Annotated in this window: 24 protein-coding genes; 17 read left to right on the forward strand and 7 right to left on the reverse strand. The window is 42.0% G+C overall.

The window, feature by feature from the left end:
* Positions 1 to 6: 6 nt before the first annotated feature.
* A complete protein-coding gene (locus LEP1GSC185_RS07205) occupies positions 7 to 1,497 on the reverse strand; it encodes an amidase (RefSeq protein WP_008596395.1) in 1,491 nt (496 codons plus the stop codon).
* A gap of 206 nt (positions 1,498 to 1,703) precedes the next feature.
* On the opposite strand from LEP1GSC185_RS07205, the gene LEP1GSC185_RS07210 reads away from it, so the two are divergent.
* Positions 1,704 to 2,672 (forward strand): ankyrin repeat domain-containing protein, encoded by a 969-nt coding sequence (locus LEP1GSC185_RS07210; RefSeq protein ID WP_010513525.1) that lies wholly within the window; start codon positions 1,704 to 1,706, stop codon positions 2,670 to 2,672.
* 147 nt (positions 2,673 to 2,819) lie between these two features.
* On the forward strand, positions 2,820 to 4,532 hold the full coding sequence (locus tag LEP1GSC185_RS07215) for an HsdM family class I SAM-dependent methyltransferase (protein ID WP_008595654.1): 1,713 nt from the start codon (positions 2,820 to 2,822) through the stop codon (positions 4,530 to 4,532).
* A 6-nt stretch (positions 4,533 to 4,538) separates the two neighbouring features.
* Here the strand turns inward: LEP1GSC185_RS07215 and LEP1GSC185_RS07220 are convergent, their stop codons facing one another.
* Positions 4,539 to 4,964: a MarR family winged helix-turn-helix transcriptional regulator gene (locus LEP1GSC185_RS07220; RefSeq protein WP_008594860.1), complete on the reverse strand. Its 426-nt coding sequence runs from the start codon at positions 4,962 to 4,964 to the stop codon at positions 4,539 to 4,541.
* 18 nt (positions 4,965 to 4,982) lie between these two features.
* Positions 4,983 to 5,447, reverse strand: coding sequence for a MaoC family dehydratase (locus LEP1GSC185_RS07225; RefSeq protein ID WP_008594866.1), 465 nt, complete (start codon positions 5,445 to 5,447; stop codon positions 4,983 to 4,985).
* Between the two features lie 516 nt (positions 5,448 to 5,963).
* On the opposite strand from LEP1GSC185_RS07225, the gene LEP1GSC185_RS07235 reads away from it, so the two are divergent.
* From LEP1GSC185_RS07235 to LEP1GSC185_RS07300, 14 genes are read left to right on the forward strand one after another with little or no spacing between them, the layout of a single operon-like run.
* Positions 5,964 to 6,341 (forward strand): NADH-quinone oxidoreductase subunit A, encoded by a 378-nt coding sequence (locus tag LEP1GSC185_RS07235; RefSeq protein WP_008593867.1) that lies wholly within the window; start codon positions 5,964 to 5,966, stop codon positions 6,339 to 6,341.
* The gene (locus LEP1GSC185_RS07240; RefSeq protein ID WP_008595348.1) at positions 6,332 to 6,892 is read left to right on the forward strand and encodes an NADH-quinone oxidoreductase subunit B; all 561 of its coding nucleotides are present in this window, start codon (positions 6,332 to 6,334) and stop codon (positions 6,890 to 6,892) included. The genes LEP1GSC185_RS07235 and LEP1GSC185_RS07240 overlap by 10 nt, the downstream gene beginning before the upstream one ends.
* The gene (locus LEP1GSC185_RS07245) at positions 6,889 to 7,410 is read left to right on the forward strand and encodes an NADH-quinone oxidoreductase subunit C (protein WP_008594213.1); all 522 of its coding nucleotides are present in this window, start codon (positions 6,889 to 6,891) and stop codon (positions 7,408 to 7,410) included. Before LEP1GSC185_RS07240 ends, LEP1GSC185_RS07245 begins: the two co-directional genes overlap by 4 nt.
* Positions 7,411 to 7,422: 12 nt before the next feature.
* Positions 7,423 to 8,637: an NADH-quinone oxidoreductase subunit D gene (locus LEP1GSC185_RS07250; protein ID WP_024863934.1), complete on the forward strand. Its 1,215-nt coding sequence runs from the start codon at positions 7,423 to 7,425 to the stop codon at positions 8,635 to 8,637.
* The gene (locus LEP1GSC185_RS07255; protein WP_008594791.1) at positions 8,637 to 9,116 is read left to right on the forward strand and encodes an NADH-quinone oxidoreductase subunit NuoE family protein; all 480 of its coding nucleotides are present in this window, start codon (positions 8,637 to 8,639) and stop codon (positions 9,114 to 9,116) included. The genes LEP1GSC185_RS07250 and LEP1GSC185_RS07255 overlap by 1 nt, the downstream gene beginning before the upstream one ends.
* 11 nt (positions 9,117 to 9,127) lie before the next feature.
* On the forward strand, positions 9,128 to 10,423 hold the full coding sequence (nuoF, locus tag LEP1GSC185_RS07260; protein WP_008594679.1) for an NADH-quinone oxidoreductase subunit NuoF: 1,296 nt from the start codon (positions 9,128 to 9,130) through the stop codon (positions 10,421 to 10,423).
* A 3-nt stretch (positions 10,424 to 10,426) separates the two neighbouring features.
* Positions 10,427 to 11,485: an NADH-quinone oxidoreductase subunit NuoH gene (nuoH, locus tag LEP1GSC185_RS07265; protein WP_008595685.1), complete on the forward strand. Its 1,059-nt coding sequence runs from the start codon at positions 10,427 to 10,429 to the stop codon at positions 11,483 to 11,485.
* The gene (locus LEP1GSC185_RS07270) at positions 11,479 to 12,090 is read left to right on the forward strand and encodes an NADH-quinone oxidoreductase subunit J family protein (RefSeq protein WP_008593864.1); all 612 of its coding nucleotides are present in this window, start codon (positions 11,479 to 11,481) and stop codon (positions 12,088 to 12,090) included. Before nuoH ends, LEP1GSC185_RS07270 begins: the two co-directional genes overlap by 7 nt.
* Positions 12,087 to 12,422: an NADH-quinone oxidoreductase subunit NuoK gene (nuoK, locus tag LEP1GSC185_RS07275; protein ID WP_008594272.1), complete on the forward strand. Its 336-nt coding sequence runs from the start codon at positions 12,087 to 12,089 to the stop codon at positions 12,420 to 12,422. Before LEP1GSC185_RS07270 ends, nuoK begins: the two co-directional genes overlap by 4 nt.
* A 4-nt stretch (positions 12,423 to 12,426) precedes the next feature.
* The gene (gene nuoL / locus LEP1GSC185_RS07280; RefSeq protein ID WP_008593686.1) at positions 12,427 to 14,358 is read left to right on the forward strand and encodes an NADH-quinone oxidoreductase subunit L; all 1,932 of its coding nucleotides are present in this window, start codon (positions 12,427 to 12,429) and stop codon (positions 14,356 to 14,358) included.
* A complete protein-coding gene (locus LEP1GSC185_RS07285; RefSeq protein WP_008594742.1) occupies positions 14,359 to 16,008 on the forward strand; it encodes a complex I subunit 4 family protein in 1,650 nt (549 codons plus the stop codon).
* Complete coding sequence (locus LEP1GSC185_RS07290; protein WP_008595823.1) at positions 16,005 to 17,483, forward strand: NADH-quinone oxidoreductase subunit N; 1,479 nt, start codon at positions 16,005 to 16,007, stop codon at positions 17,481 to 17,483. Before LEP1GSC185_RS07285 ends, LEP1GSC185_RS07290 begins: the two co-directional genes overlap by 4 nt.
* 1 nt (position 17,484) lies before the next feature.
* Entirely contained in the window at positions 17,485 to 17,997 is a 513-nt protein-coding gene (locus tag LEP1GSC185_RS07295) for an SseB family protein (RefSeq protein WP_008594476.1), read from the forward strand.
* Between the two features lie 25 nt (positions 17,998 to 18,022).
* Positions 18,023 to 18,643, forward strand: coding sequence for a hypothetical protein (locus tag LEP1GSC185_RS07300; protein ID WP_008593745.1), 621 nt, complete (start codon positions 18,023 to 18,025; stop codon positions 18,641 to 18,643).
* Here LEP1GSC185_RS07300 and LEP1GSC185_RS07305 read toward each other — a convergent pair.
* A complete protein-coding gene (locus LEP1GSC185_RS07305) occupies positions 18,627 to 19,061 on the reverse strand; it encodes an MAPEG family protein (protein ID WP_008594820.1) in 435 nt (144 codons plus the stop codon). The genes LEP1GSC185_RS07300 and LEP1GSC185_RS07305 overlap by 17 nt on opposite strands.
* A gap of 160 nt (positions 19,062 to 19,221) precedes the next feature.
* Between LEP1GSC185_RS07305 and LEP1GSC185_RS07310 the strand changes: the two genes are divergently transcribed.
* On the forward strand, positions 19,222 to 23,055 hold the full coding sequence (locus LEP1GSC185_RS07310) for a PAS domain S-box protein (RefSeq protein WP_008595728.1): 3,834 nt from the start codon (positions 19,222 to 19,224) through the stop codon (positions 23,053 to 23,055).
* A gap of 6 nt (positions 23,056 to 23,061) precedes the next feature.
* Here the strand turns inward: LEP1GSC185_RS07310 and LEP1GSC185_RS07315 are convergent, their stop codons facing one another.
* The 3 genes from LEP1GSC185_RS07315 to thiL are packed head-to-tail and all read right to left on the reverse strand — an operon-like array spanning position 23,062 to position 26,532.
* Positions 23,062 to 24,225, reverse strand: a complete 1,164-nt coding sequence (locus LEP1GSC185_RS07315) for a DUF418 domain-containing protein (RefSeq protein ID WP_008593504.1) — start codon at positions 24,223 to 24,225, stop codon at positions 23,062 to 23,064.
* Between the two features lie 9 nt (positions 24,226 to 24,234).
* On the reverse strand, positions 24,235 to 25,563 hold the full coding sequence (locus tag LEP1GSC185_RS07320) for an MFS transporter (RefSeq protein WP_008595478.1): 1,329 nt from the start codon (positions 25,561 to 25,563) through the stop codon (positions 24,235 to 24,237).
* A 48-nt stretch (positions 25,564 to 25,611) separates the two neighbouring features.
* The gene (gene thiL / locus LEP1GSC185_RS07325; RefSeq protein WP_008594532.1) at positions 25,612 to 26,532 is read right to left on the reverse strand and encodes a thiamine-phosphate kinase; all 921 of its coding nucleotides are present in this window, start codon (positions 26,530 to 26,532) and stop codon (positions 25,612 to 25,614) included.
* Positions 26,533 to 26,550: the final 18 nt, after the last annotated feature.

Here is a 26,550-nt window from a genome sequence, read left to right on the forward strand (position 1 = left end):
AAATCCCTAGGACTTCTTAATATCCGCCCAAGGTCTTTCTTTTTCCAATTGCCCCGCTAGTCGGAAAAGTACATCTTCTCTCCCTCTTTTGGAAGTGAATAACATCCCGATCGGTAGACCAAGAGTCGTTTTGGAAAGCGGAACGGACATAGAAGGTTGTCCGGTAAGATTCGCTAATTGAGTGAATGGAGTTCTAGAAAGATTTTTTTCCACAAGCTGGTCCACCATTCCGGTTGCTAAAAGTAATTTGCCTGTTCCGATCCGTCCTATGATCTGCATTGCAATTTCTTCATATAGCTTGGGTGCAAGCTCTCCGATCTTAGCCGGAGGTTCCGCAGTGGTTGGAGTAAGATATAGATCGTAATTTTCTAAAAATTCTTCGGAAATATAGGCCGCTTCATCCCAATATCGAATTGCGGATACGAACTCACCTGCGGATACCGATCTTCCGAGTAATCCTAGGATCCAAGTAGTGGATTCCACATCTCCCATCTTTGCTTTTCTGCCTAAAACTTTGTCTAAGCGAGAGATTTCCGAAGCAACTTCTCCGAAATACATGGTTACGTACGCTTTTGCTAAACGTTTTCCATCGATAGAAGGGGAACGTTCTTCTAATTTATGGCCCAAAGATCTTAGGAGTTTTACGGTGTCGTGTAACGCGTCTATATGATCTTGATTGACCGGGGTTCCGATAGGAGAGGCGAATGAATACGCGATCTTTAGTTTGCCCGGGGACTTCTTAGCCTCGGAAAGATAAGAAGTTTTGTTTTTCTCCATAGAGAACGCTTCTTCTATCCCGACTCCCGAAACTATATCCAAAACCGCTGCGCTATCTCTAACGGATTTTGTAAGAACATGGTCTTGGGAAGCTCCTTGCCAGACTCTTCCGTAAGGGCGGACAGGAACTCTTCCTCTACTCGGTTTTAATCCGAATAATCCGCAATACGCTGCAGGAATTCTGATAGATCCTCCTCCATCCGAACCTGTTGCGATAGAACTCATTCCGGAAGCAACTGCTGCTCCTGCTCCACCACTAGAACCACCGGGCGTCCTTTCCGGGTCCCAAGGATTTCGAGTCGGTCCGTGAAACTTCGGCTCGGTAATTCCCATCAAAGCGAATTCGGGAACATTTGTAGTTCCTATAAAAAGAAATCCGGCTTTTCTGAGCTTGGAAACAAACACACTGTCGTCGGAAGGAACGTAATTTTTGTATGCTTTGGAGCCGGAAGTGATGTTTTGTCCCTTCACATGGTGTAATAGATCTTTAATAAGAAGTGGAACTCCATAAAAGGGTCCCTTAGGTATCAGACCGGATCTTAGCGCTTCTCTCGCCTTGTCGATCGTGTTCAAAACAACTGCATTCAATTCAGGATTGAATCTATCTATCTTCGCTTCAGAAAAATCTAATAATTCCTTAGGTTGGATCTTCTTCTTTCGGATCAAATCGGCAAGACCGATGCTATCATACGAATCGAATGGGAATTTTGTACTGCTCATATTCTTCCGCCAGAAAGGATTTAGGACTCGGTCGAAGGGGCAATTCCAGGCCGGATCCTGGGAACCATTTCCCGAATAAAACGCTCTAAGGAAGAGAGGCATAAAGCCCCGCCCACTAGGGTCAAGGATATTCCCCAGCCAAAGGGAATTTTCATTTATAGAATCGCAGCTAAAATCAGGATGGGTAAATATCGGTGATCGGAATAATGGATTTATTGGCAAAATACGGCAAACTTAGACGCGAAAGCTGGGCTGTGCTCGTTTTCGTATTCGGTTTGGCGACCTATGCCGATACCGAGCTGGACAAACAGTTTTTATCTGCAGTTAAAGAAGGCGACCTTCGTAAGGTAGAATTACTTCTGAACCAAGGCGCCACAGTGGACGCAAAGGATGATGACGGCCGCACAGCGATCATGCTCGCAGAAGGTGAGGACGTAGTCGAGTTTCTCATCAAACATGGAGCCAATATCAACGCCCAAGATGTGGATGGGAATTCCGTATTATTCTATCGTCTGCTTCCTATCTTAAAAGTAAAAATTCCGGATATGGATGATCTGGCCGAGGCAAAACGACTGATAGAGTCCGGCGCTTTGGTGGAATACACTGCTCGAAAGGGTGAGGACCAAAAACCGGTTTCCCTTCTCAACATGGCGATTCGGAACCAAAGCCTTGTTTTAGTGAAATTTTTGATAGAGAACGGTGCTAACCCAAATCACGATCCGGGCGGAATCGAAGAATATCCACTCTTCTTAGCAGTGGGAGGCGCTTCTTCTCCTTCTAATTTAGCGATTGTAGAATATTTGTTGGCGAACGGTTCCAAAGCAGTGTTCACTAGCAGATTAAAAGACGCCCACACTCCTAATGGGAGTTACCAGATCGGTGCAAGAAACGCATTTCATTACGCTACAGAACCGAAACAAACTGATCTCAAAATTTTGGATGTTTTAGCTAAGGCCGGAACAAACCTAAATCATAGAGACGCAGAAGGTAAAACTCCTCTTATGGAAGCCATCCAGAGAAAAAATATTTCTGCTGCTCAGAAATTGATCCAGCTAGGATCTGATCTTACACTTGCGGATAACCAAGGTAAGACGGCACTAGATCTGGCAAAAGAATATCATCTGGATGAAATAGAACGGATTTTGGCCGAAAAACTTTCCTCTAAGACACAATAATTCAAAATCTTCTTAGTATACAGTTTTTAGAGTATACCTAACAGACATTTCGGTATAGGATTCTTTTTTCTAAAAACCTTTAACAATTGTAAGGTTGTCATGTAGATTCGTCGTCATATCAACGTTATATAGGCGAAAATTTCTTTCATGATCGTTCCATGCGAAGACACACTTGATTCTCATCCAGAAAAGCCAAATCCTAAAGCTAAAGAAAAAGCTTTAGGCCAATTTTTCACGCCTTCTGCCTTAGTGGGACCGATGTTGGAATGGGTTTCAGATACTAAAGCTGTTTTAGAAGGAAAAAAGATCAAAGTTTTGGATCCTGGAATGGGAGAAGGAATTTTTTTCCAAGAGTTTCTGGATCGTTTTCCTGAACTGGATAGCGAGTTCCATGGTTGGGAGATCGATCCGATCTTGCATGAGAAGTGTATACAAAACCTAGAGAGATCCGGTTTATCCAAAAATCGTTTTCATTTGGTGTTAGGGGACTTTCTACAAAACGAAAAGAAAGAATACTACGATATCATACTATGCAATCCTCCTTATCTTCGACTCAGCCATTCTAAACATGGAAAAAAATTGATCCGTCAATTCGCAGAGGACATCAAAGAGGAGATTCCTGGGACAGCAAATCTGTATGTCTTCTTTCTTCTCCGTATACTAAGGCTTTTAGAGCCGGGAGGACGGGCGTCCATACTTGTGCCTTACGAATTCTTGAACGCTGGATACGGAGTTCCGATAAAAAAAGCGATCATTCAATCAGGATATCTTCGTCGTATACTTATCCTAGATTCTTCCTGGTCCTTATTTACGGGAGCTGTGACTTCCTCCTGTATACTATTCTTGGAAAATTCAAGAACAAACGAAGAAGGTTTTCTTTGGTCTAGGACCTCATCCTTCATTAAAGGAGAAAGTATAGAACTTTCAGAGATTGTCTGGAGAAAAATCCGTCCCGATGCCGAAGCAAAGTGGACAAGATTATTGAGCGAGGACTCGGAACCGATACAAAACATAAAAAATGATGATAAAAATTCACCTAACAATAATTATGTGACTATGCCCGAAGATATTCGTCAAGGATGGGTCCCTATTAAGGAATTCGGAAGTTTTAGGAGAGGAATTGCAACTGGGGACAACGGATACTTTCTTTTATCCGAAAAAGACGCTTCGAACTTATCCATTCCTCGCAATTATCTTAGATCTTCTATTCCGAAAGCTCAATACGCACTGTCTCCATTTTTTACAGGAGATGATTGGATCACTTTGAAGTCTCAAGGTGCTAAAGTCTGGCTCCTAGACGCAAAAGAAGTCCCGAACAATCAGGAAGGAGAAGGTATAAACAAATATCTGGAAGAAGGAATTAAACGAGGTGTTCCTAAACGTTTTCTTCCTTCCAAAAGAAAACCTTGGCATTCGCAGGAAAATCGAGGACCTTGTCGGATCTTAGCTACTTCTTTTCACAGGGAAGAAGTTCGATTCGTGTTCAACCAAAGCCCTGCAGTCCATTTGACTTGTTTTCATGGATTTTCCGCAAAGCCGGAGTATACTCATTTCGAAGAATATTTATTTGCCTATCTGATTACCCCTCACGTTCGTAAGGAGTTGGAATCTAGAACTAGAGAGTATGCTCAAGGACTACGAAAAGTGGAACCGGGAGATCTGAATTCTCTTCTTGTGCCGGATTTCAGAAAATTAAAAGAAGCGGAGAAGGAGAAGATAGGAAAATTACTCCATAATTATAGGAATATGATCCGACCTTGGACTCCTGGCCGTAGACAAAAAGGGGAAAAGGGGATCAGAAACCCGGAAGAAGAAGCGATACTCAAGAGTATTGAGACGGAATTTCTAACCGGGTTATAAGATTAACTACTTTAGATTTTTATAAAGTTTATCCAAAAGCCGGACTAGATCCTTTTTTTCCGGCTCGGTAAAACCTTTATAAAGACCTGCAAGCAAAGAGCGAGAGATCCCAAGCATCACAGGACGAATAGAGTAGGCCTTGCGAGTAAGTTGCAGATTGACTACCCTTTGGTCCTGAGTGTCTCTGACCCTTTCCACATAACCGAGATCTTGCAGTTTATCCACAAGCGCTGTCAGAGTGGACTTATCCCTGTCTATCATCCGAGCGATGTCTTGCATCGGAACCCGTTTGGACATTGCAAGGGCGAATAAAATATCCGCATGGGTAGTGGTCAATTGCCCTAAACCTTTGTCTTTCAGTTCCGAATTCAGACGTCTATGGAATTCGTCCCTGATCCTAGAAATCAGATAAATGATCGTACGAGGATTCATTTTAGAATACCTTGCCGATTAGGCGAATTGGTAGAGATAGATCACTTCGCCGATAGCTGCAGGTTTTGCTGCGCCTTCTACTTCGAAGCTGAGTTTTAAGGTCATTCTTGCGGTACCTCTTAGATCCTTCAGTTCTACTAGTTCTGCTCTAAGTTTGAGCTTGGAACCCACCTTAACAGGATCTAAAAAGCGGAGTTTTTCCATTCCGTAGTTGATCCCCATTTTGATATTTCGTAGTTCTAAGATCTGGCTCAACAGGTAAGGAGCCATGGAAAGTGTAAGATAACCGTGAGCGATAGTTGTCCCGAATGGTGATTCTTTGGCAGCTCTTGCCGGATCCGTATGGATCCATTGGTGGTCGAGGGTAGCATTTGCAAATGTATCGATTTGTGCCTGGGTGATTTCATGAGCGTCAGATACGCCTAGTTCTTTTCCTTCGTATGCTTGTAATTCTGCGAAGCTGGAGAGTACGAGTTTAGCCATATGATTTTGTCCCTGTATCTATATATCCAAAACCTTAAAGCCTTAAATAGTTTTGTCACCAACTTTTTAGGAAAAACCAGAACGACTGTTCTGTTCGTGAGCCAAAGTTTTCAGGCGGAGGCGCAAAGTCGTCGAGAGGAATTGGCACGCAGAGGCGCAAAGACGCAGAGTTTTGTATAGGGTTACTTTAACAATATTTTTCCGTGACCCTTGTGTCCTTCTCCGCGGCTTCGTGGCTCTGCGTGAGAAAAAACTGCATCTCTCTTACCTAATCTTTACTTTAGAAAAATTTAAAGTTCTTTACTGAGAATTAGAACACTCGTTCTGTTTTTCTCGAAAAAACTCTGCGTGATCTTTGTGTCTCTAACAACGGTATTGAAAAGCGTTCTCAGCTCGAAAAAAGGAAAATTGTAAAATTAGAAAATGATAGAATCCGGTCTTCCGAGCTGTTGGAAAGCCCCCGTTCGGGATTTTAGATTGACATAGGCGAGTAATCGAGTTTGATAGAAGTTAGATATGGGAAGTTCGCCGGACCATCTAGGCCCCCTGCTGATTCAATTCCTCCTGGGAGTAGGATTCTCCGCTCTCATACTCGGACTCGCTTTTCTACTAAACCCCAAAAAAAGATCCAAACCTCACGATACTTTTGAGTGCGGGGTACCGTATTACGGGGATGCAAAGGGATTGTTTAATATCAAGTTTTACCTAGTCGCAGTTCTGTTCATCCTTTTCGATATAGAGGCGATCTTCCTTTTTCCATATGCCGTGAATTTAAAATCATTCAAAGAGGCTGGGTTGGGTAATTTTCTCTTAATAGAGATGTTTGTTTTTATCTTCACACTTGTGGTTGGATTGTATTATATTCGGAAGAAGGGGGCCTTAGAATGGGATTAAACGAACAACTTGCTCAACCCGGATCGTCTTACGGAGATTCCTTCCAGATTGCGACCGTAGATTCGGTTATCAATTGGGGAAGAAGTTACTCCTTATGGCCTTATCCATTCGCGACTGCATGTTGCGGGATCGAATACATGAGTACCTCTTGCGCAGATTATGATATCGCCAGGTTCGGAGCGGAAAGGCCTTCTTTTTCTCCAAGACAAGCGGATATGATCCTAGTTCTCGGGACCATCACTTACAAAATGGCTCCGGTTCTTCGTGAAATTTACGACCAATTAGCCGAACCAAAGTTTGTGATCAGCTATGGAGCTTGCGCTTCTTCTGGTGGAATGTTCCACGCATACTCTGTTTTACAGGGAATCGACAGGATACTTCCTGTGGATCTATATGTTCCGGGCTGTCCTCCTAGGCCCGAAGCTCTTTTGGATGCAGTAATCAAACTTCAGGAAAAAGTAAAAACCCAAGGGTTAGAAGCCAGAAGACAGGAAGTAATGGATAAGATCCGGGAAATGAACGAAAGAAACAAACCCCTGGTCGTCCAATGAAAGAAACAATCCAGAGTTTCCTAAAAGACAAGTTCTCTCATTTTATCTCCAAGGAAGAAGAAATACTCACTAATCTTCCTACATTCTTTCTAAAGCCGGAAGGTATTGTTCCCGTTCTTTCCGCTTTAAAAACGGCACCCGGGATCGAGCTCAATTATCTAAACGATCTGACTGCGATCGATTGGTTGGGCAAAAAAACTCCAAGATTCGAAGTCTGCTATCTTCTCCGCTCCGGAAATAAATCCTCCACAAAAGTACAGTTCCGCGTAGCTTTGGAAGAAGACGAAGAAGTTCCGAGCATCATAAACATCTTCAAAGGTGCTAACTGGCCGGAGAGAGAAGTTTACGATCTATTCGGCATCCGTTTTACAGGGCATCCTAGAATGGATCGTCTTATCATGCCTGATAATTTCCAAGGTCATCCATTAAGAAAAGATTATCCTTTAGAAGGTTTCGGTCAGGATTATCTGGTAGAGGACCTTCTCACCATCCACTTAAAAGAAGATATGGAGGCTTAAGTTATGACGGCGATGTACGAAAAGACCGCGGAACATTTTAGCCTCAAACAGAAAAAACTCCCAGAAGGACATCTACTTGTGAACCTGGGACCTTCTCACCCTTCTACTCATGGGATCTTGCAGAATGTGATCCAACTAGATGGAGAAAGAGTGGTGGATGCGGAATCTGTGATCGGATACGTTCATCGCAGTTTCGAAAAATTAGGAGAACGTTATACTTATAATCAGTTCCTAGTCTGCACAGACAGGATGAACTATGTATCCACTCCACTCAATAATATCGGATGGATCCTCGCTGTAGAAAAAATGCTCCAGATAGAAGTTCCGGACAAGGTGACTTACGTTAGGATGATCGTTTCCGAACTTTCCCGAGTCATGGATCATATTATCTGCAACGGTATCTTAGGTGTGGACCTGGGCGCATTCTCCGGGATGTTGCACTTATTCCACCACAGAGAGAATATTTACCAGGTCCTGGAAAAACTTACCGGTGCAAGACTTACCACAACCTTTTGTAGAGTAGGCGGTCTCGAAAAAGATATTTATCCCGAATTCGAAAAGGATGTAAAGACTATCATCAAAGGTCTTCGTCCTGCGATCGAAGAGTTTCAGTCGTTACTCGTAAATAATAGGATCTTCATGGATAGAACGGAAGGTGTGGGAGGGATCTCTGCAGAAAATGCGATCTCTTACGGTTATTCCGGTCCTAACTTGAGAGCGGCAGGAGTCCCATGGGATATTCGTAAGGACGATCCTTATATGTTCTATGATAAGGTGGATTTTGATATACCTGTAGGGGAAGACGGATCCGTTCTCCATAGGACTCTTGTGCGTATGGAAGAGATGAGACAATCTCTTCGTATCGTGGAGCAGCTCATCAACGGTCTTCCAACTGGAGCTCACCATGCGGATATCCCTCATATTTACCTTCCTGAAAAGAGTAAAGTTTATAAGAATATGGAAGAGTTGATCTACCATTTCAAATTGATCATGCACGGGATCAAGGTGCCTAAGGGAGAATATTATATGGCGACCGAGGCGGCTAACGGTGAACTCGGGTTCTATATCGTTTCTGAAGGAGAGAAGTCTCCTTGGAGAGTGCATGTGCGCAGGCCTTGTTTCTGGTTTTATCAATCCTTCCCGGAATTAGTAAAAGGTTCACTTCTTGCGGATACGGTCGCTACCATGAGTTCTATGAATGTGATCGCAGGGGAGTTGGACTGCTAATGAGTTACCAATTCTCTTCCGAATCAGTTTCAAGATTAGACAAACTATTAGAGATGTTCCCGGATAAAAGAAGCGTGATCCTTCCAGGGTTGTACCTCCTACAAAAAGAACAAGGGTTCGTAGACAGAGAAGGTATGGAAGCTCTTGCGGAGAAGATAGGTTCTCCTATCTCTCTTGCTCAAGTCTATGGAGTCGCGACATTCTATACCTTATACAACAAAAAGCCTGTGGGTAAGTATCATATCCAGATTTGCGGAACTTCTTCTTGTTATATGCGAGGGAATGATAAATTAGAAAAACATATCTGCTCTCGTTTGGGAATTGAACTCGGAGAAACCACTCCTGATAAAAAATTCACTTTAGAAGAAGTGGAATGTCTGGGGGCCTGCGGATACGCTCCTATGGTCCAGATCAACGATGCATATTATGAAAATCTAACGTTCGAAAAAATGGATGAGATCCTAAAGGATTTAACCTAAGGGGAAACGTTATGGCAGAAATGAAGATTCTCACTAAATTTATAGACGATCCCCGTTCTAACGAATTGGAATTTTACGAATCTGTCCACGGTTACGACGGGATGAAAAAAGCCCTCGCCATGGCACCGGAAGAAATCATAGAGACCGTCAAAAAATCAGGTTTAAGAGGACGAGGGGGAGCAGGTTTCCCTACAGGACTCAAATGGTCCTTTATTCCAAAAGATATCCCAAAACCGAAATATCTCATTTGCAATGCGGACGAGGGAGAACCCGGAACATTCAAAGATCGTAAACTAATAGAGAACCTTCCCCACCAGATCATCGAGGGAATGGTGATCGGCGCGAAAGCAATCGGCGCAAACAAAGGATTCTTTTATATCCGCGGAGAGTTCAATAAGGGAATCGATTCCATGCAGAAGGCAATCGACGAGGCCTATACAAAAGGATATCTGGGTAAAAACATCCTAGGCAGCGGATTCGATTTCGATCTGGTACTCTATGCGGGAGCAGGCGCTTATATTTGCGGAGAAGAGACTGCACTCATCAATTCTTTGGAAGGTCGTAGGGGCCATCCTAGATTAAAACCTCCATTCCCTGCTGTTTCCGGTCTATATCGTTGTCCTACAGTAGTAAATAACGTGGAAACTTTCTCCACCGTTCCCCATATTTTGGACAAGGGCGCGGATTGGTATTCCAAGATCGGGACTGAAAAATCCCCTGGCACCCGTTTATTCTCCGTCTCCGGTCATGTAAAAAGACCCGGCGTATACGAAATTGAATTAGGAACTCCTTTATTAGAATTAGTGAATGATCTTTGCGGTGGAATGCTCGACGATGTTCCTTTGAAAGCGGTGATCCCAGGCGGTTCTTCCGTTCCGATCCTAACTGCGGAAGAATGTAAAACTGCAAATATGGATTTCGAATCCATGGCGGCTCATAAAACCATGCTTGGTTCCGGAGCGGTGATCGTAATCGGAGAAGGTACTGACTTGGTGGAAACCACATATCGATTTGCAAGATTCTACGCGCATGAATCCTGCGGACAATGTACTCCATGTAGAGAAGGTACTCACTGGGTAAGAGACCTTCTGCATAAGATCAGAGAAGGTGAGGGAACGAGCGCCGACTTAGAACTTATTCTTTCCTTAGCTCGAAATATGGAAGGTGGAACAACCATTTGTCCTCTTTCTGATGCGTGTGTGGGGGCGGTCCGACCAACTATCTTAAAATTCAAACATGAATTCGAAGCCAGATTAAAAGATAGAGCGGGTAAAGAAGAACAAATTCCTACTGGAACCGGGGCCTAAACCATGGATTGGAATATTGTCCTACTCTGGTTATTGAAAAGTGCGCTTTTTTTCTTGGTGTTTATCACTGCATGCGCTTACTATACATTAGCAGAACGTAAAGTAGCTGGATTCATCCAGGACAGGAAAGGTCCGAACCGCGCGGGTCCTCTTGGTTTATTACAACCTTTGGCGGACGGGATCAAGTTCTTAACCAAAGAAGAGATCTTTCCTCAGAATGTGAACAAGGTCATGTATTTGATCGCTCCTGCGATCTCTATGACCTGCGCCATCATGGCTTGGGCCGTAGTCCCTTTGGGCGGGACAATTATGTTACCTGAATGGCTGGCAAAACAGATCGGTTCTCCGTATTTGGATCTTCAGATAGCGAATCCTGATACAGGGATCTTGTTTTTGTTTGCTATTTCCAGTCTCTCAGTCTACGGGATCATCTTAGCAGGTTGGTCCAGTAATAATAAATATTCTTTGATCGGCGGGATCCGGGCCACGGCTCAGATGATCAGTTACGAGTTACCTTTAGGTCTTTCTGTAGCGTCTATCGTGATCTTAACTGGATCTTTAAAACTCACCGACATCAACGATGCCCAGATCGGCCTTTGGAATATTTTCAAACTTCCGGGGTTTATCGCATTTTCTGTTTTCGTAGTGGCTATGTTTGCGGAAACAAATCGACTTCCTTTCGATTTGGCCGAAGCTGAATCCGAATTAGTGGTAGGGTTCCATACTGAATACGGTGCATTTAAATTTGCGTTATTCTTCATTGCGGAATATATGAATATGATCACAATGAGTTGTGTGGTCACCATTCTATTCTTCGGAGGATACCATCTTCCTTTCGGTTGGTTGAGCGGCTCTATCTGGCAGGCTTGGGCGGGACTCGGGTTCTTTATTCTTAAAGTCCTATTCTTCGCGTTTTTATTTATGTGGGTGAGATGGACCCTGCCTAGATTCAGATACGATCAGTTGATGACGATCGGTTGGAAAAAAATGATCCCTTGGGCCGTCGCGAATATTCTGATCGCGAGCCTTTACGTTGGTTTGGACGGTTTCTGGAAATGGTAGGAATATTCGAGAATCCGGGGCTTCTGCTCTTTTTTATATTCGGTGGGGTGTTGGTTGCCGGTGCCTTAGGTGTTGTTTTTCATCCGAATCCGATCAGTTCTGCGGTTTTACTAGTGCTTTCCTTTTTCGCGTTAGCCGGAATTTATGCGGTATTAGGCTCCGTTTTCGTGGCCACAATGCAAGTTTTGGTCTATGCGGGCGCCATTATGGTGCTTGTGGTTTTCGTTTTGATGCTTCTTTCTTTGCATGACGAAGGGATCACTAAACTTTGGAATCATCCGATCAAAAAAGTTCTGGTTCTTTCCGTGGTTGTATTACTTGGAGTCGTGCTGATTCATTCCGTGAGAGAAGGTATTCCGAATACGGACGCTTCTCCTAAAGGATATTCTGAATCAGGTTCTTACCAATATACATTATCCGAATCGGAAGAAGGTAAGGCGAACGTAGTCGCAGAGGGGAATACTGCAGTAGTAGGAAGTTCCATGTTCTTGGATTATCTTCTTCCTTTTGAAATAGTCTCCATATTACTTTTGGCTGCCGTACTTGGCGCAGTTATATTAGGAAAAAAGAATTTAGGCAAAAAAACAGAAGAAGGGGAGCCATGAATCCGGGAATTCTGAAACCAACTCTCGCGGGAATCCCCGCGGAATATTTACTGATCCTTGCTTGTATCATTTTTTCCATCGGAGTCGCAGGTGTTTTATTCAGAAGAAGTGCCGTGGTTATCTTCATGAGTATTGAACTCATGTTGAACTCCGTAAATTTGGTATTTGTCGTTTTTTCGAAATCGCTTCATCAGGTTCAGGGAGAAGTGGTTGTTTTTTTTGTGATGGCAATCGCAGCAGTCGAAGCGGCAATAGGCTTGGCCTTAGTGGTCGCAATTCACAGAAAGAAAAAGACAAGTTTCGTAGACGAAATGAATTTAATGAAATGGTAATGCGATGAGTTGGGAAATCCTCATACCGATCCTAGTTTTTTCTCCGCTTCTCGGCTCCGTATTAAACGCGTTATTCGGAAGATTTTGGAAGGGGTTCTCCGGTCCTATCGGGACCTTGTTGTCTTTTGTATCCTTTGGAGCGAGCGTATTCGCCTATCTCCAATTCCATCCTTTGGAAAGACAAGACGCTCAAATAGTAACCTTATTCAATTGGGTAGAAGTAGGGAATTTTAAAGTGGATCTTGCTTACCAAGTGGACCAACTTTCCCTTTTTATGGCCCTGATCATCACGGGGATCGGGAGTTTGATCCATTTGTATTCCATCGGATACATGAAAGGAAATCAGGGGATCGGCAGATTTTTTTCCTATCTGAACCTATTCGTATTCTTCATGCTCCATCTGGTTTTAGCGGAAAATCTAGTGGTCCTGTTTTTCGGTTGGGAAGGTGTAGGGCTTTGTTCTTATCTTCTGATCGGTTTCGATACTCATAAAGAGAATGCGGCCCAGGCAAGTATCAAAGCTTTTGTTACCAATAGGATCGCTGACTTGGCGATGATCGGTGGGATAGCGCTTACCTATTGGTTAGCCGGTTCCGTTTCCTTTATTACAATTTCTGAATCTTTGCCTCAGGCAAAGTTCATGTTGAACGCACTTCCTTTCGTAGCGATCTGTTTCTTTATCGGAGCAATGGGTAAATCCGCTCAGTTCCCGTTCCATGTTTGGTTGCCGGATGCGATGGCCGGACCAACTCCGGTTTCCGCGTTGATCCACGCAGCGACAATGGTGACAGCGGGGCTTTTCCTGATCGCGAGATTGAATTTTATTTTTATCTTAGTTCCTAAAGTAGGTTTTTGGATCGTTTGTATCGGAACATTTACCGCATTCTTTGCTGCAACCATTGGCGTTTATCAAAACGATATCAAAAAGGTTTTAGCGTATTCTACCGTTTCTCAACTCGGTTACATGTTCGTCGCGATGGGAACGGGTGCTTATGTGGCGGGGCTTTTTCATTTACTGACACACGCGTTCTTTAAGGCACTTCTTTTCTTGGGTTCCGGTTCCGTGATCCATGGATTGTCGGATGAGCAGGATCTGAGAAGAATGGGTGGCTTAAAGTCCCAGATGAAGATCACCTGGTGGACTTTTCTTTTAGGAACCTTGGCGATCGTAGGAGCTCCCCCATTCAGCGGATTTTTCTCTAAGGACCTGATCTTAGAAAAGGCTTTCTATTTTCATCCGGTTTTCTTCGGGATGGGGATTGCTACCGCATTCTTGACTACTTTCTACATGTTCCGCCTAACGTTCTTGGCGTTTACAGGCAAGTCCAGGGTTTCGAATCATGTGCATCCCCATGAATCTCCTTGGACCATGACCCTACCATTGGTGATCTTGGCATTGGGCGCTGCATTCTCAGGTTATTTGTTAGTCCCTGAATCTTTAGGAGGAGGGATAGATTTCTTAGAGAAATATTTCTCTCCTGTTTTTGCAAAAGGATTACTGTATTATTCTCAGCAAAGAGGAGCTGTAGAAGTCCATCATTTAAGTCATGAGTTGGAACTCCTACTAGCTGGACTTTCTTTAGGGGCGATATTGCTTGGAGTGGGGATCTATTGGTTCTTTTTTGGTAAAAAGGAGAAGCTACCTTTAGATGAATCCTCTTACACAGGTTGGAGAATTCTTCCTGCAAACAAGTATTTCATAGATGAAATTTTTAGAACCGTTTTGATCGGACCGATCTCCGCTTTGTCGGAATTCTTATCCGAAGTTGTCGAAAAACGTTTGATAGATAGAGTTTTGACGGGTACCGGAAAATTTTCGGGAGGAATCTCCTCATTACTGCGTAGGATCCAGACTGGAACCGTAGTAGATTATGCTTTTCTAATTGTCTTAGGGACCGTTTTGATCTTGTCCGTATTCTTATGGAGGGGAATCTAAGTGCCCCAATATTATTTAAGTATTCTATTATTTTTGCCCGTTTTAGGGATCCCTTTCTTATTTCTTTCTAAAAACGAAAAGTGGATCCGCGCTTGGTCTTCGATCGTGACTCTTGGGGTTTTCGCGATGACCGTTCCTCTCTTTTTGGAATTCCTAAAAGGGGATAGCGGTTTTCAATTTACCCATCGTATCTGGAACTTTCTGGAATTACAATTCGGCGGATTAGATTATCATATAGCAATAGACGGTTTTTCCTTATTGCTTGTCGCGATGTCCGCGCTCCTATTCTTTCTTTCTGCTTTATCCGCTTTTTCTAATGTAAAACAAAGGATCAGAGAATTCTTTATACTTCTTCTTTTAGTGGAAACAGGGGTAATCGGAGTATTTCTTTCGGTTAACCTGGTCCAATTTTACGTTTTCTGGGAATGGATGGTCTTACCTTTCACCTTGATGGTAGGCATTTGGGGAGAAAAGGGAAGGATCAAGGCCGCAATGAAGTATCTGGTATTCTCATTTACCGGATCCGTTTTTATGCTCGCGAGTATTTTGGTATTATATCATTACACTCACACATTCGATTTGGAAGAATTGGCTGTGGTCTCCCTGAATTCTATTCCCGGGAATATTAGGTTTTGGTTATTCGTCGGTTTTAGTTTCGCGTTTGCGATCAAGGTCCCATTATTCCCTTTCCATACTTGGATGCCTGATGTTCACGAAGAGGCTCCGACTGTCGGTTCAGTGGACTTGGCGGGTATTCTTTTAAAGATCGGTTTATTTGCATATATTAGAGTGGCTATTCCACTTTTTCCTCAGGTATTTTTAGAATACCGTAATCTACTGACTGCCCTTGCTGTAGCCGGGATCGTCTATGGAGCTCTGGTCGCTTTAACTCAGAAAAACAGCAAACGTTTGGTTGCATTTTCTTCCCTTTCGCATATGGGATTCTGTATTTTAGGGATTTTAACTCTAACGGAAGAAGGTGTTGCCGGTGGAATGCTCCAAATGGTGAATCATGGATTTACATCCGGACTTCTTTTCTTTATATTAGGATTTCTGCATGAAAGAACGGGAACAAACGAATTAAAAGACTATTCGGGGCTTGCTAAATCCGCTCCTTTTTTAGCGGTAACAATCGGTCTGGCAACGTTTGCAAGCGCAGGGCTTCCCGGTACGAACGGATTCGTGGGAGAATTTTTAGTTCTTATAGGAACTTTCAAGTATAGCCTTCTTTACGGATTTTTAGCGGGGACCGCTGTAATTTTTGCGGCAGGATATATGTTATACTTTGCTCGAAACTTACTTTTCGGTGAGCCGAATTCTTTATCTTCGGGTTTGAGTCCTTTGAATTTACGAGAGAAGTTTATAATCTCAATAGTTGCTGGAATTATAATAATAACCGGTATTTTTCCGAACGTTCTACTAACCTACTTGAAGCCGAGTGCAAGGGTGGTATTAAACGTGACCTCTAAACAAGCGATTCAAGAAAGGGCCTTTTTGGAACAAGAAGGTACTTTGAAAAATACCAAGAAGAAATTTATAAATTATAGGACCTTGGGTGCAGAGCCTCCTATTTATGAAGATAGGATCAGTTCCGGAAGAGGAGCAGGGATCCCAGGTAAAAAGACGGTATCCCAAGAGGCGGAAGAATGAATTTAATTCCAAATTCCAACGATCTAATTTCTATACTTCCGATCCTAGTCCTTTCCGGTGGAGGGATCTTATTACTTGGATTACAGTTCTTTTTCCATGGATTCGAATTTAGGATCGTAAGATTTACTTCCGGTCTGGTTTTGATCGCGGCATTCTTTTCATTGTTTGTTTCTCAATCAAACCCCGGACCTGGATCATATTTTTCAGGGCATTATGAGATTTCGACTTTCGGATTTTGGTTCGGGGCGTTGTATTTGGTAGCCACATTCTGCACAGTTCTTGCGTCTCCGAGAGTATTAGAACAGCATAATATGGAATTCCCCGAGTTCTATCCTCTTCTACTCTTTTCGGTAGTCGGAATGCTCCTAATGACTTCTGGAGCCGACACGGTGACTATCTTCGTCGGCTTGGAATTAATGTCGGTATGCTTGTATGTTTTGGTAGGAATGGCGAGAAGCGATGTGTATTCCTTAGAAGCCAGCCTGAAATATTTTCTTTTAGGAAGTTTTTCCACAGGATTTTTCCTATTTGGAATGGCGTTCTTGTTCGGAGGATCAGGTACAACTCATCTACAAGACTCCCTAAAACCTTTAGTGAGTTCCGGATTCGATTCTAATTTCACAAAGATCGGATTGTTACTTTTATTAACCGGGATCTCATTCAAGATCGCGTTATTCCCATATCATTCTTGGACACCTGATGCTTACGAGGGAGCACTTACTCCGGTTACTGGATTTATGGCTACCGCTTCTAAGTCCGCTTCTATGGGATTATTGCTAGTAGTTTTTTCAAAACTTCCGGCTTCCAATTCCGGTGGGGAGTGGACCTGGGTGATGGGAATTTTAGCGTTCATGTCCATGACTTACGGTAACTTTGTCGCTTTAAAGCAGACAAGTTTGAAAAGAGTTTTAGCATATTCCTCTATCGCTCATGCCGGGTACGTCGTAGCAGGAATTGCGTTAGGTGGAAAGGAAGAAGCTCTATTCTATCTGATCGTATATTCTTTTATGAGTTTGGGTGCATTTGCCATTCTTTCTTTCTTAGAAGAAGGTAATCGCCACGTAACGTATGAGTCTATTGCAGGACTCGCAAAATCAAGACCTTGGACTAGCTTTGCTTTGTTCATCTTCTTTTTATCTTTAGCCGGAATTCCTCCTTTGGGCGGGTTCTGGGCAAAACTATTCCTATTCCAAAGAATTGCGGAAGGAACGGATCAGATCTCCAGATGGTTACTCATCGGAGGGATTGCAAACTCCGCGTTGGCATTGTACTATTATGTTAAAGTGGGAATACTCGCGTATATGAGTTCAGAAGAAGGAGAAATTTCCAAATTACATCCTCCTAAAGCAAGTTATGGAGTTATATTCGTATCCGTGATTTCTTTGGCGGCGGTATTGGTAGGATGGTATTTTATCCAACCTAAGGATTTGAATAGTTTGAAATTCGCAAACAAATCCGCAGAATTACAAAAGTAAGATGTCCAGTTTCAAAAAAGTTCTCTCTTCTATTAAAGAATATTTTGAACCTATTCCTAAGTTTGATGGAGAAAACGCGAATTTTAGGGAGGCAATCTATCTTTACTCTAAAAATCGTTCTGAAAAAAATTTAGAAAAACTTTCCGCAGAACTTACTAAGGCTTACTTTTTGATCCCTCATGCAGGCGCAGAAGCTGCGGCAAAAAAGGCAAAACCTAAAAAGAAAGCAGCTGCTAAAAAAAAGAAGAAAACTTCTCCAAAAAAAGGACCCGAACCTATTGTATTATTATATGTAAGCGATGAACGAGGTAGGGTCTTTCTACCTGCATTCTCCCATCCGTCTGAATCATTCCGTTATTTTAAAAAGGAGACTCCACTCGTTCCTATCACAGCGAAAGAATTATGGGCTTTAGGTCTACAGAACAAGGGGGTTTCCGGGGTAGCCATAGATCCGGGCTCTACGTTATGGTTGCTCTCCAGAGAACATTTGGAATTGTTGCAAAAAGAAAAATAACCCTCTCCTTTTCGAACGCAATCCAATGTATTCTTCTTTTCGAATATATCCTTTTTACTTTCTTCCTTTATTCGTCCTCTTTGCGAACTGTATCATTGTTTCTAGATCGGAACTTTATTCTCCTTCTACCTTAAATGAGGGAAAGGTATTAAAACATTATAAAAAAGTTTCCATTAAAGTGATTTATATCCCTGAAAAGGACGATCATGCTTATAACCTGGAAGAGGAAGAACAGAAGAATAGGGAAGAAACTTGGACAGAACTTTTGGTTTCCGCCTATGAGGATTCAGGATTATTCCGAGAAGTGAGTACTTCTTCGGACGGAGATCTGAAAGTCCAAATTAAGATAGTGGAGTCTCAAGCGGAAGATAGGGGAATAGAATACGCATTTTCCAAGGGTTGGGGTTTTCGACCATACAGAGAAGAAGGCTCGTTTGCTATGAGCACGGATTTTTACAATTCTAAAGGAGAACTTTTAGGTTCAGTAGACTTAACGGAAACGTATGACTACTATTATCAGGTTCTCTTTATATTCCTTGCTCCCTTCTATTCTCCAGGAGGAGAATACGAAAGATTGGGACGTTTTATGGGGTTAAAAACTTTAGATAGGGCATTGTCTAAAGAAATTTTTATCCCCAAAAAATAATCTCTAAAAATTTTCTGAAATAATTTACCCAGATCCCAAACAAGATTAAATTGCTCGCCGCAAATATGGCCAATCTGTGAATAACGTTGTTATAGGTGAGATGGATTAGGCTATGTACGCTCCTAAATCCCACATAGATCCAAGATAATTGAAAATTTAACGGATCGTTAGAATTTGTTAGATACTGTATTAGGCAGATCAAATAGAACAATAATGGCATTTCCAATAAGTTCATATAGTTTCGGTTCGCGATAGTTACCCATTGGGGAACATTTTTGGATTCTCCAAACTTAAAATCGTCCGGGATTACTTTTCCATTAAAGCCTGCATAAAAACGTCGGATTGGGATTTGTAGTAATACGAAAAAAGTCAGTAGAGCTAACGCTCCGATCGGAAGAAGCCAATATTCTTTTTGCATTTATGGACCTTTTGATCGAAAAGAATTTTATATGAAATAGTTTTGCTTTTTTATCGGCAAGCAAAAGACGATAAATCTCATACGGTTTTCTTTTTCATTGACTCGTGGCGTTTCTTTGGTAAGTTAAATGCCCTTTCAATTCGTCTCTTACTTATAAAAAATGCGGGAATCACTCGAAAAGGCAGTTTATCGACAGGTACAATCCGATTGGGAAACCTTCCAATTTATCCAAACCGAAGGAATCGATGGAGTTTGGGCCTTGGATCTTTCGGATCAAACTCGATTTTGGATCAATCCCAAATTAAGATCCGTGCTTGGATTTCCCGAACAGGACCAAGATCTTGCTCCCCTTTCTTGGAAAGATATCTTTTCAAAAAACGATTACAAATTGATCGGTCTCCAGCTAGAAAAGGGTCCGGAATCTGCGACTCTTCCTGTCCGTTACAAAACTCTTTTTGGTTCAGAGGTAGAGACTGATACCAAACTTAAGATTTGGAAAGATCCAAACGGAAATCGTATATGTATCGGAGCGATCAAGATCGCAAAAGGATCGGAGTTACATTCCATGAAACTGGAATTGGATTTTCTATCCTTGATCAACGCTTTGCCGGATATGATCGGTTATTGGGATTCTAATCTGATCAATAGGCTTGCGAACGATGCATATCAAAATTGGTTCGGAATAGAGGCCAAAAAGATAGTCGGCTCGCACATGAAAGCCGTTCTGGGTGACGAGTTATTTAAATTAAATTTTCCTTATATTCAAGGGGTTTTGAAAGGTGAAACTCAATTATTTGAGAGAAAAATTCCTGCGCCCGACGGAGAAAGTTTTAGATATTCTTTGGCAAAATACATACCTGATTTTAGGAACGGGGAAGTAGTCGGTTTTTCCGTCATAGTGAGCGATATTTCAGAGCTTAAGAATGCGGAGACAGAAAATCTAAAACTGGCCCGAATCGTAGAAGCTTCCGACGACGCGATCATCGGGAAAAATCTAGATGGTACGATTAACTCTTGGAATCGAGGAGCAGAAAAGTTATTCGGCTACAGCTCAGATGAGATCTTAGGTTCTAATTTTGATCGATTGGTATCGAAAGAATCTAAGAATTCGGAATCCAAAATAAATCATAAAGTAATCTCCGAAAAAGAGACGGCTAATTTCGAATCGGTACGCAAGTCCAAGGGCGGCCATTCAATCGAAATGTCCATCACACTCTCGCCAATGTTCGATTCAGAAGGAAAGATTATCGGTTCTGCGGAAATCGCAAGAGATATCAGCGAAAGAAAAAGAATGGAGAGTTCGTTCAGGAGCGCTTTTGAATATTCAGCGATCGGAATGGCTATCCTGGATCCCGATGGAAAATGGATCCAGGTAAACGGGAATTTGATCAAACTGCTAGGGTATGATTGGGAAGAATTATCCAAACTCACTTTCACGGATATTACATATCCGGAGGATATCGGAAAGGACATACAGTTGCTCAAGGAAACCTTGGAAGGAAAACGATCCGGATATCATTTAGAAAAACGGTATATTAAGAAAAATGGAGAGATTATTTGGATACTTCTCTCTGTTGCCTTGGTGCGCGATGCCGACGGACTCCCCAATCATTTTATCTCACAGATCATGGATATCGATGAGATCAAAAAAACCGAAGGTCAATTGCGTCATGCCAAGGAACTTTTGGAACAAACGAATAAAATGGTTAAGATCGGCGCATGGGATATGGATCTTAAAACCGATCATCAAAACTGGTCTGGCGTAACGAAAGAGATGTTCGAGGTTCCTGCCGATTTTGAGCCGGATAGTAAAGGTGCATTAAGATTTGTTAAAGAAGGTGAGAGCCGAAATAAGATTAAAGAATTGATAGGAAGACTCAAGACAATGGGCGAACCATACGATCTTGAGATTCAAATCGTTACTGCGAAAGGGAAAGAGCTCTGGGTTAGGACCGTAGGAAACGCGGAATTTGAGAATGGAGAATGCGTCCGGATCTACGGTGCATTTTATGATATTGATAAAAGGAAAAAAGCGGAAATAGAACTATTCAGGGAAAAATCCAGATTATCCGCCTTTGTTGAGCACGCTCCTGCTGCGGTTGCTATGTTCGATACAGAGATCAAATATATCGCAGTAAGCGAAAGATGGTTATCAGAATATCATTTGTCCGGAAAAAATATCATCGGCCTTTCCCATTACGAAGTATTCAGGAATATTTCCGAAGAATGGAGGAACATACACAGAAGATGTTTATCCGGGGAAGTTCTAAAAAATGAAGAAGATATATGGAGGCCCGAGGGTTGGGAACATGATCAGTATCTTCGTTGGGAAGTAAGGCCTTGGTACCAGCTCGACGGTTCCATCGGTGGGATCATGATGTTCACTCAAGACATCACTGAAAGTTGTCTTCAGAGGGAAGAATTGAAAAAAGCTAAACTAGCTGCGGAACAAGCAAATAGAGCTAAGTCGGACTTCCTTGCGAATATGAGCCATGAGATCAGGACTCCATTGAACGGGATCATAGGATTCTCCGATCTTCTACTACGGACGTCTATGGATTCTACTCAGCATCAATATATGATGACCGTATTCCAGTCCGCAGAGTCGTTACTTGATATTATAAATGATATATTGGATTTTTCTAAGATAGAAGCAGGCAAGCTGGAACTGTCTTATGAAAAGACCAATCTTTTGGAACTTTGTGGCCAGATACTCAGCACGATTAAGTTTCAAGCACAGAAGAAAGGAATAGAAGTTATAGTAAATGTTGCCTGGGATGTGCCTAGGTTCGTAAAAGCGGACAGTGTAAGGCTTAGACAAATCATAGTGAATTTAGTTAGCAACTCCGTGAAATTTACTAAAGAAGGTGAAATAGAATTTAAGATCGAACTCATCAATGTTATTTCCAAAACGGAGGGCAAATTTAGATTTTCAGTAAGAGATACTGGGATCGGTATTGCGCCTGATGCAAGAGATAAGATATTCGAAGCGTTCACCCAAGGCGATGTTTCTACGACTCGTAAGTTTGGAGGTACAGGATTAGGACTCACTATCTCTAATAAACTTTTGTCGATGATGGGCAGTTCGCTTCAACTTAAGAGCGAATTGGGGAAAGGAAGTACATTTTATTTCGATTTAAAACTGAATATTTCAGAAATCGTTGGAGAAGACTGGATCAGGCTTCGTTCGATCAAAAAGATTTTAGTCGCAGATAAAAATCAAGAAAACATAAAATTAGTCGGAGAAATACTGTCTTTGCAAAATATTCCGGCTGACTTCTTCGAGAATGGAGAGGACGTGCTTCGCACTTTATCTAGCGGAAATAAATATGATATTATACTTATGGATTCTGAAATGCCAGAATGTTTGAAGCTGGTCCGAAAAATAAGAGAAGATATAAAGATCAAAAGTGAGGACCAGTCTATTATTTTGATGGTAAATCAGGAAGAAGCAGAATCTTTTATGGAGAAATACAGAAGAATGGGAATCCAGGAAGTAATTTCCAAACCGCTCCATATGCAGAAACTATTCAATATTCTCGCTAAAAATCAGATCTTAAGGGAACCTTTCGTGTTTCCTCTAGATCGAAGAAGCCTGGAAGGAATTCCTAATAAAGAAAAAACCGCAACTGTCTTAATTGCAGAAGATAATTCCGTAAATATGATGCTTGCAAAAAGTATCGTTAAAAAGATTCTCCCCAAGGCAAATTGTATTGAAGCTCGGACTGGAAGAGAAGCGGTCGATATGTATCGAGAAATGTATCCTGATTTGATCTTCATGGATATTCAAATGCCCGAGATGAACGGATACGAGGCAACAAAGGCAATCCGTGCATTGGAAAAAAATGGGCGTAGGGTCCCAATCGTTGCAGTGACCGCCGGTATTGTCGCAGGTGAAAGAGAAAGATGTATGGAAGCTGGAATGGATGATTATATTAGCAAGCCAGCTGTCAAAGCTGATTTTTCCAGGATTATCTTTCGTTGGATGAATTGATTGTCCCTAAAAGATCCTGATCATTTTCCAATAGGTCCAAGATCTTAAGATCCATTCCATAGGACCTAAAGAAAAAGTTCTTTTCCAAACTAAAGAGAATGTTCCGAAAAAAATCCAAATAGGAACGGTTAATAGTAAAACAATATAACTGCCGATCTGATCGAAATAACCTAGTCCCCAGCCGCAAAAGATCCAGGTACAGACCAAGGATTCGCCTAAATAACAAGTTAAAGAGAGTTTTCCCATTGTCTCAAACCAGATTCGATCCGTATAACTTTTTCCAGAATTGTAATAATTTCCGAGCAAATACACATAACAGAATGTGAGCGCCGGCGCGCTGAAAGTATCCGAGATCGCATAGAGAATTTTTAAAGATATACTTTGGTTTTCCGGAAGAACATGACGAGAATGTAATGTATACAATAGATTTCCTAAAATCCCGAATATTAACGCCCAGGGAAAAACCCTTTTGAATCCGGGCCTTATCTTTTCCCAATCCGTAAAAAGCGAATTTTTAGCCGCATAAAAACCTAGGCAGAACATAGAGAACACCGTCGGCCATTGGTAAAATACCAAAAAAGGAGCGGAAAGAATCGTATCCTTTGTCCTTTGCATGTTGCTTTCCCAGAAGCCGCCCAAATATGCCTTTCTACTTTCTTCCAATAAACGGGGAAGACTTGCCTCTAATTGAGATTTCAATTCTCCTTCCGCCATACTCATTCCTATTCTGCAAAACATGGCGATTACCAAACAAAATAGAGAAAGCCTTAATAGCCAGGACGAGGATTTGTTTCTCAAAAACCAAAGCAAGGCGCCCAAGATCGAATAGGAAAGTAGAATGTCTCCTATGAATAGGAAGATTCCGTGCAGAAATCCTAATATTCCTAAACCTAATATTCTTCTGAAATATCGGGATTTTGAATCCGTTTCAGTATTATTCTCTAACTGGATAAAGAATCCGTAACCGAATAAAAAAGAGAACAACACGTAAAACTTTGATTCAAAGAAGAAAGCTACAATCCAAGAACCTATGGAATCCAATAGGGTGGAATTTTCTCCAAAAGAGGCGACCAGATACATCGGTTTGGAAAAATAAGGAAGATTTACTGCGAGTATACCTAACAGCGCAAATCCTCTTAAGAAGTCGATGAATCCGATCCTGTTCTTCATATTCTTTTTTTAATGTTCCGGTTTCCAGTTCCAGGTGAACGCAAGTAGGATTATAGCCAAGATTGCAGAGAGAAATATTATGGATATAGAATATTCCCAGCGAAACCAAGGGAAAGAACTCATCCATCCTAAACCTTTGGAGAGTGCGGTTCTTCCTAAATAACCGAATAGTCCGATAAATCCAGCAGCTGTCCCTACAGCCTTTTTCGAGGTGAAGTCCAATCCGGCTACCCCCAATAACATGACAGGAGGATAAATAAAAAATCCGACCACGCCGAATAGGGTAAGATCCGCCCACAAGTATCCGGATGGGATTAGTAATATTCCGAATAATGCGAATAAGATGGGAAACATACAGACTAAACTGACTAATCCTCTTTTTCCTCCCACCTTGTCGGAATACCAACCGACAAGCAATGTGGAACCTATTCCTGCAAATTCATAGATCAGGGTGCTGACTCCTCCATTTTCTAAACTCGCTCCTTTAGCGAATTTTAGATAAGAAGGTCCCCAATCGGTGAGACTGTACCTTACGACATAAACGAAAAAATTCGCTATGGCAAAAACCCAGATATACTTATTTAAAAGCACCAAATCTATAAAAATTTCCTTAAAGCTAAGTTCTCTCTCAGATTCGGAAACTTTTGCAGAGTCGGTTTCCGTTCCGGTATACTCTTCAATGGAGGGAAGTCCAACAGATTGAGGGGTATCTAATAATCTAAAATACAAATAGATCGCAGTTAAGAACGAAAGTGCAGCAGGGATATAAAATGCGTTTCTCCATCCGAACCAGGAAGCGCTATAAGCTGCAATCACTCCGACCAATCCGCCTCCCACGTTATGCGCGATATTCCAGACTGCGAATTTTTCTCCTCTTTCCTTAACGGAAAACCAGTGACCTAAGGATCTTCCGCAAGGAGGCCAGCCCATCCCCTGGAATAAGCCGTTCAATCCCCATAAAATCAAATGTGTTTGATAATCGGAAGAAGCTCCGAAACATATATTACAAATTCCTGTTAGAATAAGACCTAAAGGCATGAAGATCTTAGGATTACTTCTATCCGACAGGGCTCCCATTAGGAATTTCCCGATCCCGTAAGAGATAGCGGTGATAGCTAAAATATTTCCGATCTGTTCTTGGGAATAAGAGAGCGCTTGGCCGATTTCCTTGGAGACTACCGGAAAATTGTTCCGCACGGTATAAAAAACCGAATATCCTAAGAATGTGGCTTCTAAAATTCTCCAGCGAAACTTTGGATAAAGGGAACTGATCTCCGATTCGGAGCGTAATGGTTTTGGGGGGCTAGGTAGAATCCAGGACAATAGACCTTTTCTCATCGATCGGGAAGAATGATCGTATCTACATTAAGCACAAGTAGAATTTGATCAAAAATGTCTAAATCCGGATTCTTTGGGAGAGTAAGGTTTTCCTTCGTAAGAGTATTTTACCTGAGGAAATTCGCCTTTTTCCAAAGCGAAAACAGTCCCGATCTTACGAATAGATATCCCCTCCCAAAAAGGAGGTAATTCTTCCGGAGATAAAAATACGAGTTCTAATTCTTCGCCTGAAGTTAAAACTCCTTCTATCCCGATCGCTTCTTTTACTCCGTTCTCGAAAGGGAGTTTATCCAGATCTAACTCTATCTTAACGCCGGAGGATTTAGCTAATTTGAATACATCTTGTTTGAGTCCGTCTGTCAGATCCATTCCCGCATGTATTTTGTTTTTTGAATATAAGGAACGACTTAAGTTTAGCCTGGATTTAGGTCTTAAATGTCTATCTAGGGCGATTTTTTTGACTTCCGGTGAAAGGGAAATATGGGCGCCTTCTAATATTTTATAACCTAGAAGGGAAGCTCCTATATGACCGCTTAAATATACATTATCTCCCGGCTTGCCCCCCTTTCTGTCTACAGGATAGCTTGATTTTCCTAATAGAGTTAAAGTTAAGTTCAACTCCTGCGTTCTATATGTATCTCCTCCACACAGTTCTATTTCATATGAGTTTAAGGCTTTCTTAAATGAATCGATAAACGGCTCTAAAAATTCTTTTCGATTGCAGGAAGGGGAAAGTCCGAAATTGAAAAACGCCTTTTGGGGTGTTCCGTTAGCCGCCGCTATATCCGATACGTTAACTTCCACCAACTTGTTTGCTAAATCTTCGGGACGACTCCAGTCCAAACGGAAATGAGTTCCTTCTGCTATCGTATCCGTAGTGATTAAGTTGCCTTCTTTGTCCGAATAACAGTCGTTTTCCTGTTCTTTGCCGGGAGGATATAAGGAGGAGATGAGTTCTTCTTCGTTCAAGTGCTTTCCTATATCTAA

This window comes from Leptospira licerasiae serovar Varillal str. VAR 010 (genome assembly GCF_000244755.1).
GTDB lineage: Bacteria > Spirochaetota > Leptospiria > Leptospirales > Leptospiraceae > Leptospira_B > Leptospira_B licerasiae.

Coding starts and splice junctions, on each gene's coding strand:
- LEP1GSC185_RS07205 (WP_008596395.1), bottom strand. CDS start 1,497: ATGAGCAGTACAAAATTCCCATTCGATTCGTATGATAGCATCGGTCTT.
- LEP1GSC185_RS07210 (WP_010513525.1), top strand. CDS start 1,704: ATGGATTTATTGGCAAAATACGGCAAACTTAGACGCGAAAGCTGGGCT.
- LEP1GSC185_RS07215 (WP_008595654.1), top strand. CDS start 2,820: ATGATCGTTCCATGCGAAGACACACTTGATTCTCATCCAGAAAAGCCA.
- LEP1GSC185_RS07220 (WP_008594860.1), bottom strand. CDS start 4,964: ATGAATCCTCGTACGATCATTTATCTGATTTCTAGGATCAGGGACGAA.
- LEP1GSC185_RS07225 (WP_008594866.1), bottom strand. CDS start 5,447: ATGGCTAAACTCGTACTCTCCAGCTTCGCAGAATTACAAGCATACGAA.
- LEP1GSC185_RS07235 (WP_008593867.1), top strand. CDS start 5,964: ATGGGAAGTTCGCCGGACCATCTAGGCCCCCTGCTGATTCAATTCCTC.
- LEP1GSC185_RS07240 (WP_008595348.1), top strand. CDS start 6,332: ATGGGATTAAACGAACAACTTGCTCAACCCGGATCGTCTTACGGAGAT.
- LEP1GSC185_RS07245 (WP_008594213.1), top strand. CDS start 6,889: ATGAAAGAAACAATCCAGAGTTTCCTAAAAGACAAGTTCTCTCATTTT.
- LEP1GSC185_RS07250 (WP_024863934.1), top strand. CDS start 7,423: ATGTACGAAAAGACCGCGGAACATTTTAGCCTCAAACAGAAAAAACTC.
- LEP1GSC185_RS07255 (WP_008594791.1), top strand. CDS start 8,637: ATGAGTTACCAATTCTCTTCCGAATCAGTTTCAAGATTAGACAAACTA.
- nuoF (WP_008594679.1), top strand. CDS start 9,128: ATGGCAGAAATGAAGATTCTCACTAAATTTATAGACGATCCCCGTTCT.
- nuoH (WP_008595685.1), top strand. CDS start 10,427: ATGGATTGGAATATTGTCCTACTCTGGTTATTGAAAAGTGCGCTTTTT.
- LEP1GSC185_RS07270 (WP_008593864.1), top strand. CDS start 11,479: ATGGTAGGAATATTCGAGAATCCGGGGCTTCTGCTCTTTTTTATATTC.
- nuoK (WP_008594272.1), top strand. CDS start 12,087: ATGAATCCGGGAATTCTGAAACCAACTCTCGCGGGAATCCCCGCGGAA.
- nuoL (WP_008593686.1), top strand. CDS start 12,427: ATGAGTTGGGAAATCCTCATACCGATCCTAGTTTTTTCTCCGCTTCTC.
- LEP1GSC185_RS07290 (WP_008595823.1), top strand. CDS start 16,005: ATGAATTTAATTCCAAATTCCAACGATCTAATTTCTATACTTCCGATC.
- LEP1GSC185_RS07295 (WP_008594476.1), top strand. CDS start 17,485: ATGTCCAGTTTCAAAAAAGTTCTCTCTTCTATTAAAGAATATTTTGAA.
- LEP1GSC185_RS07300 (WP_008593745.1), top strand. CDS start 18,023: ATGTATTCTTCTTTTCGAATATATCCTTTTTACTTTCTTCCTTTATTC.
- LEP1GSC185_RS07305 (WP_008594820.1), bottom strand. CDS start 19,061: ATGCAAAAAGAATATTGGCTTCTTCCGATCGGAGCGTTAGCTCTACTG.
- LEP1GSC185_RS07310 (WP_008595728.1), top strand. CDS start 19,222: ATGCGGGAATCACTCGAAAAGGCAGTTTATCGACAGGTACAATCCGAT.
- LEP1GSC185_RS07315 (WP_008593504.1), bottom strand. CDS start 24,225: ATGAAGAACAGGATCGGATTCATCGACTTCTTAAGAGGATTTGCGCTG.
- LEP1GSC185_RS07320 (WP_008595478.1), bottom strand. CDS start 25,563: ATGAGAAAAGGTCTATTGTCCTGGATTCTACCTAGCCCCCCAAAACCA.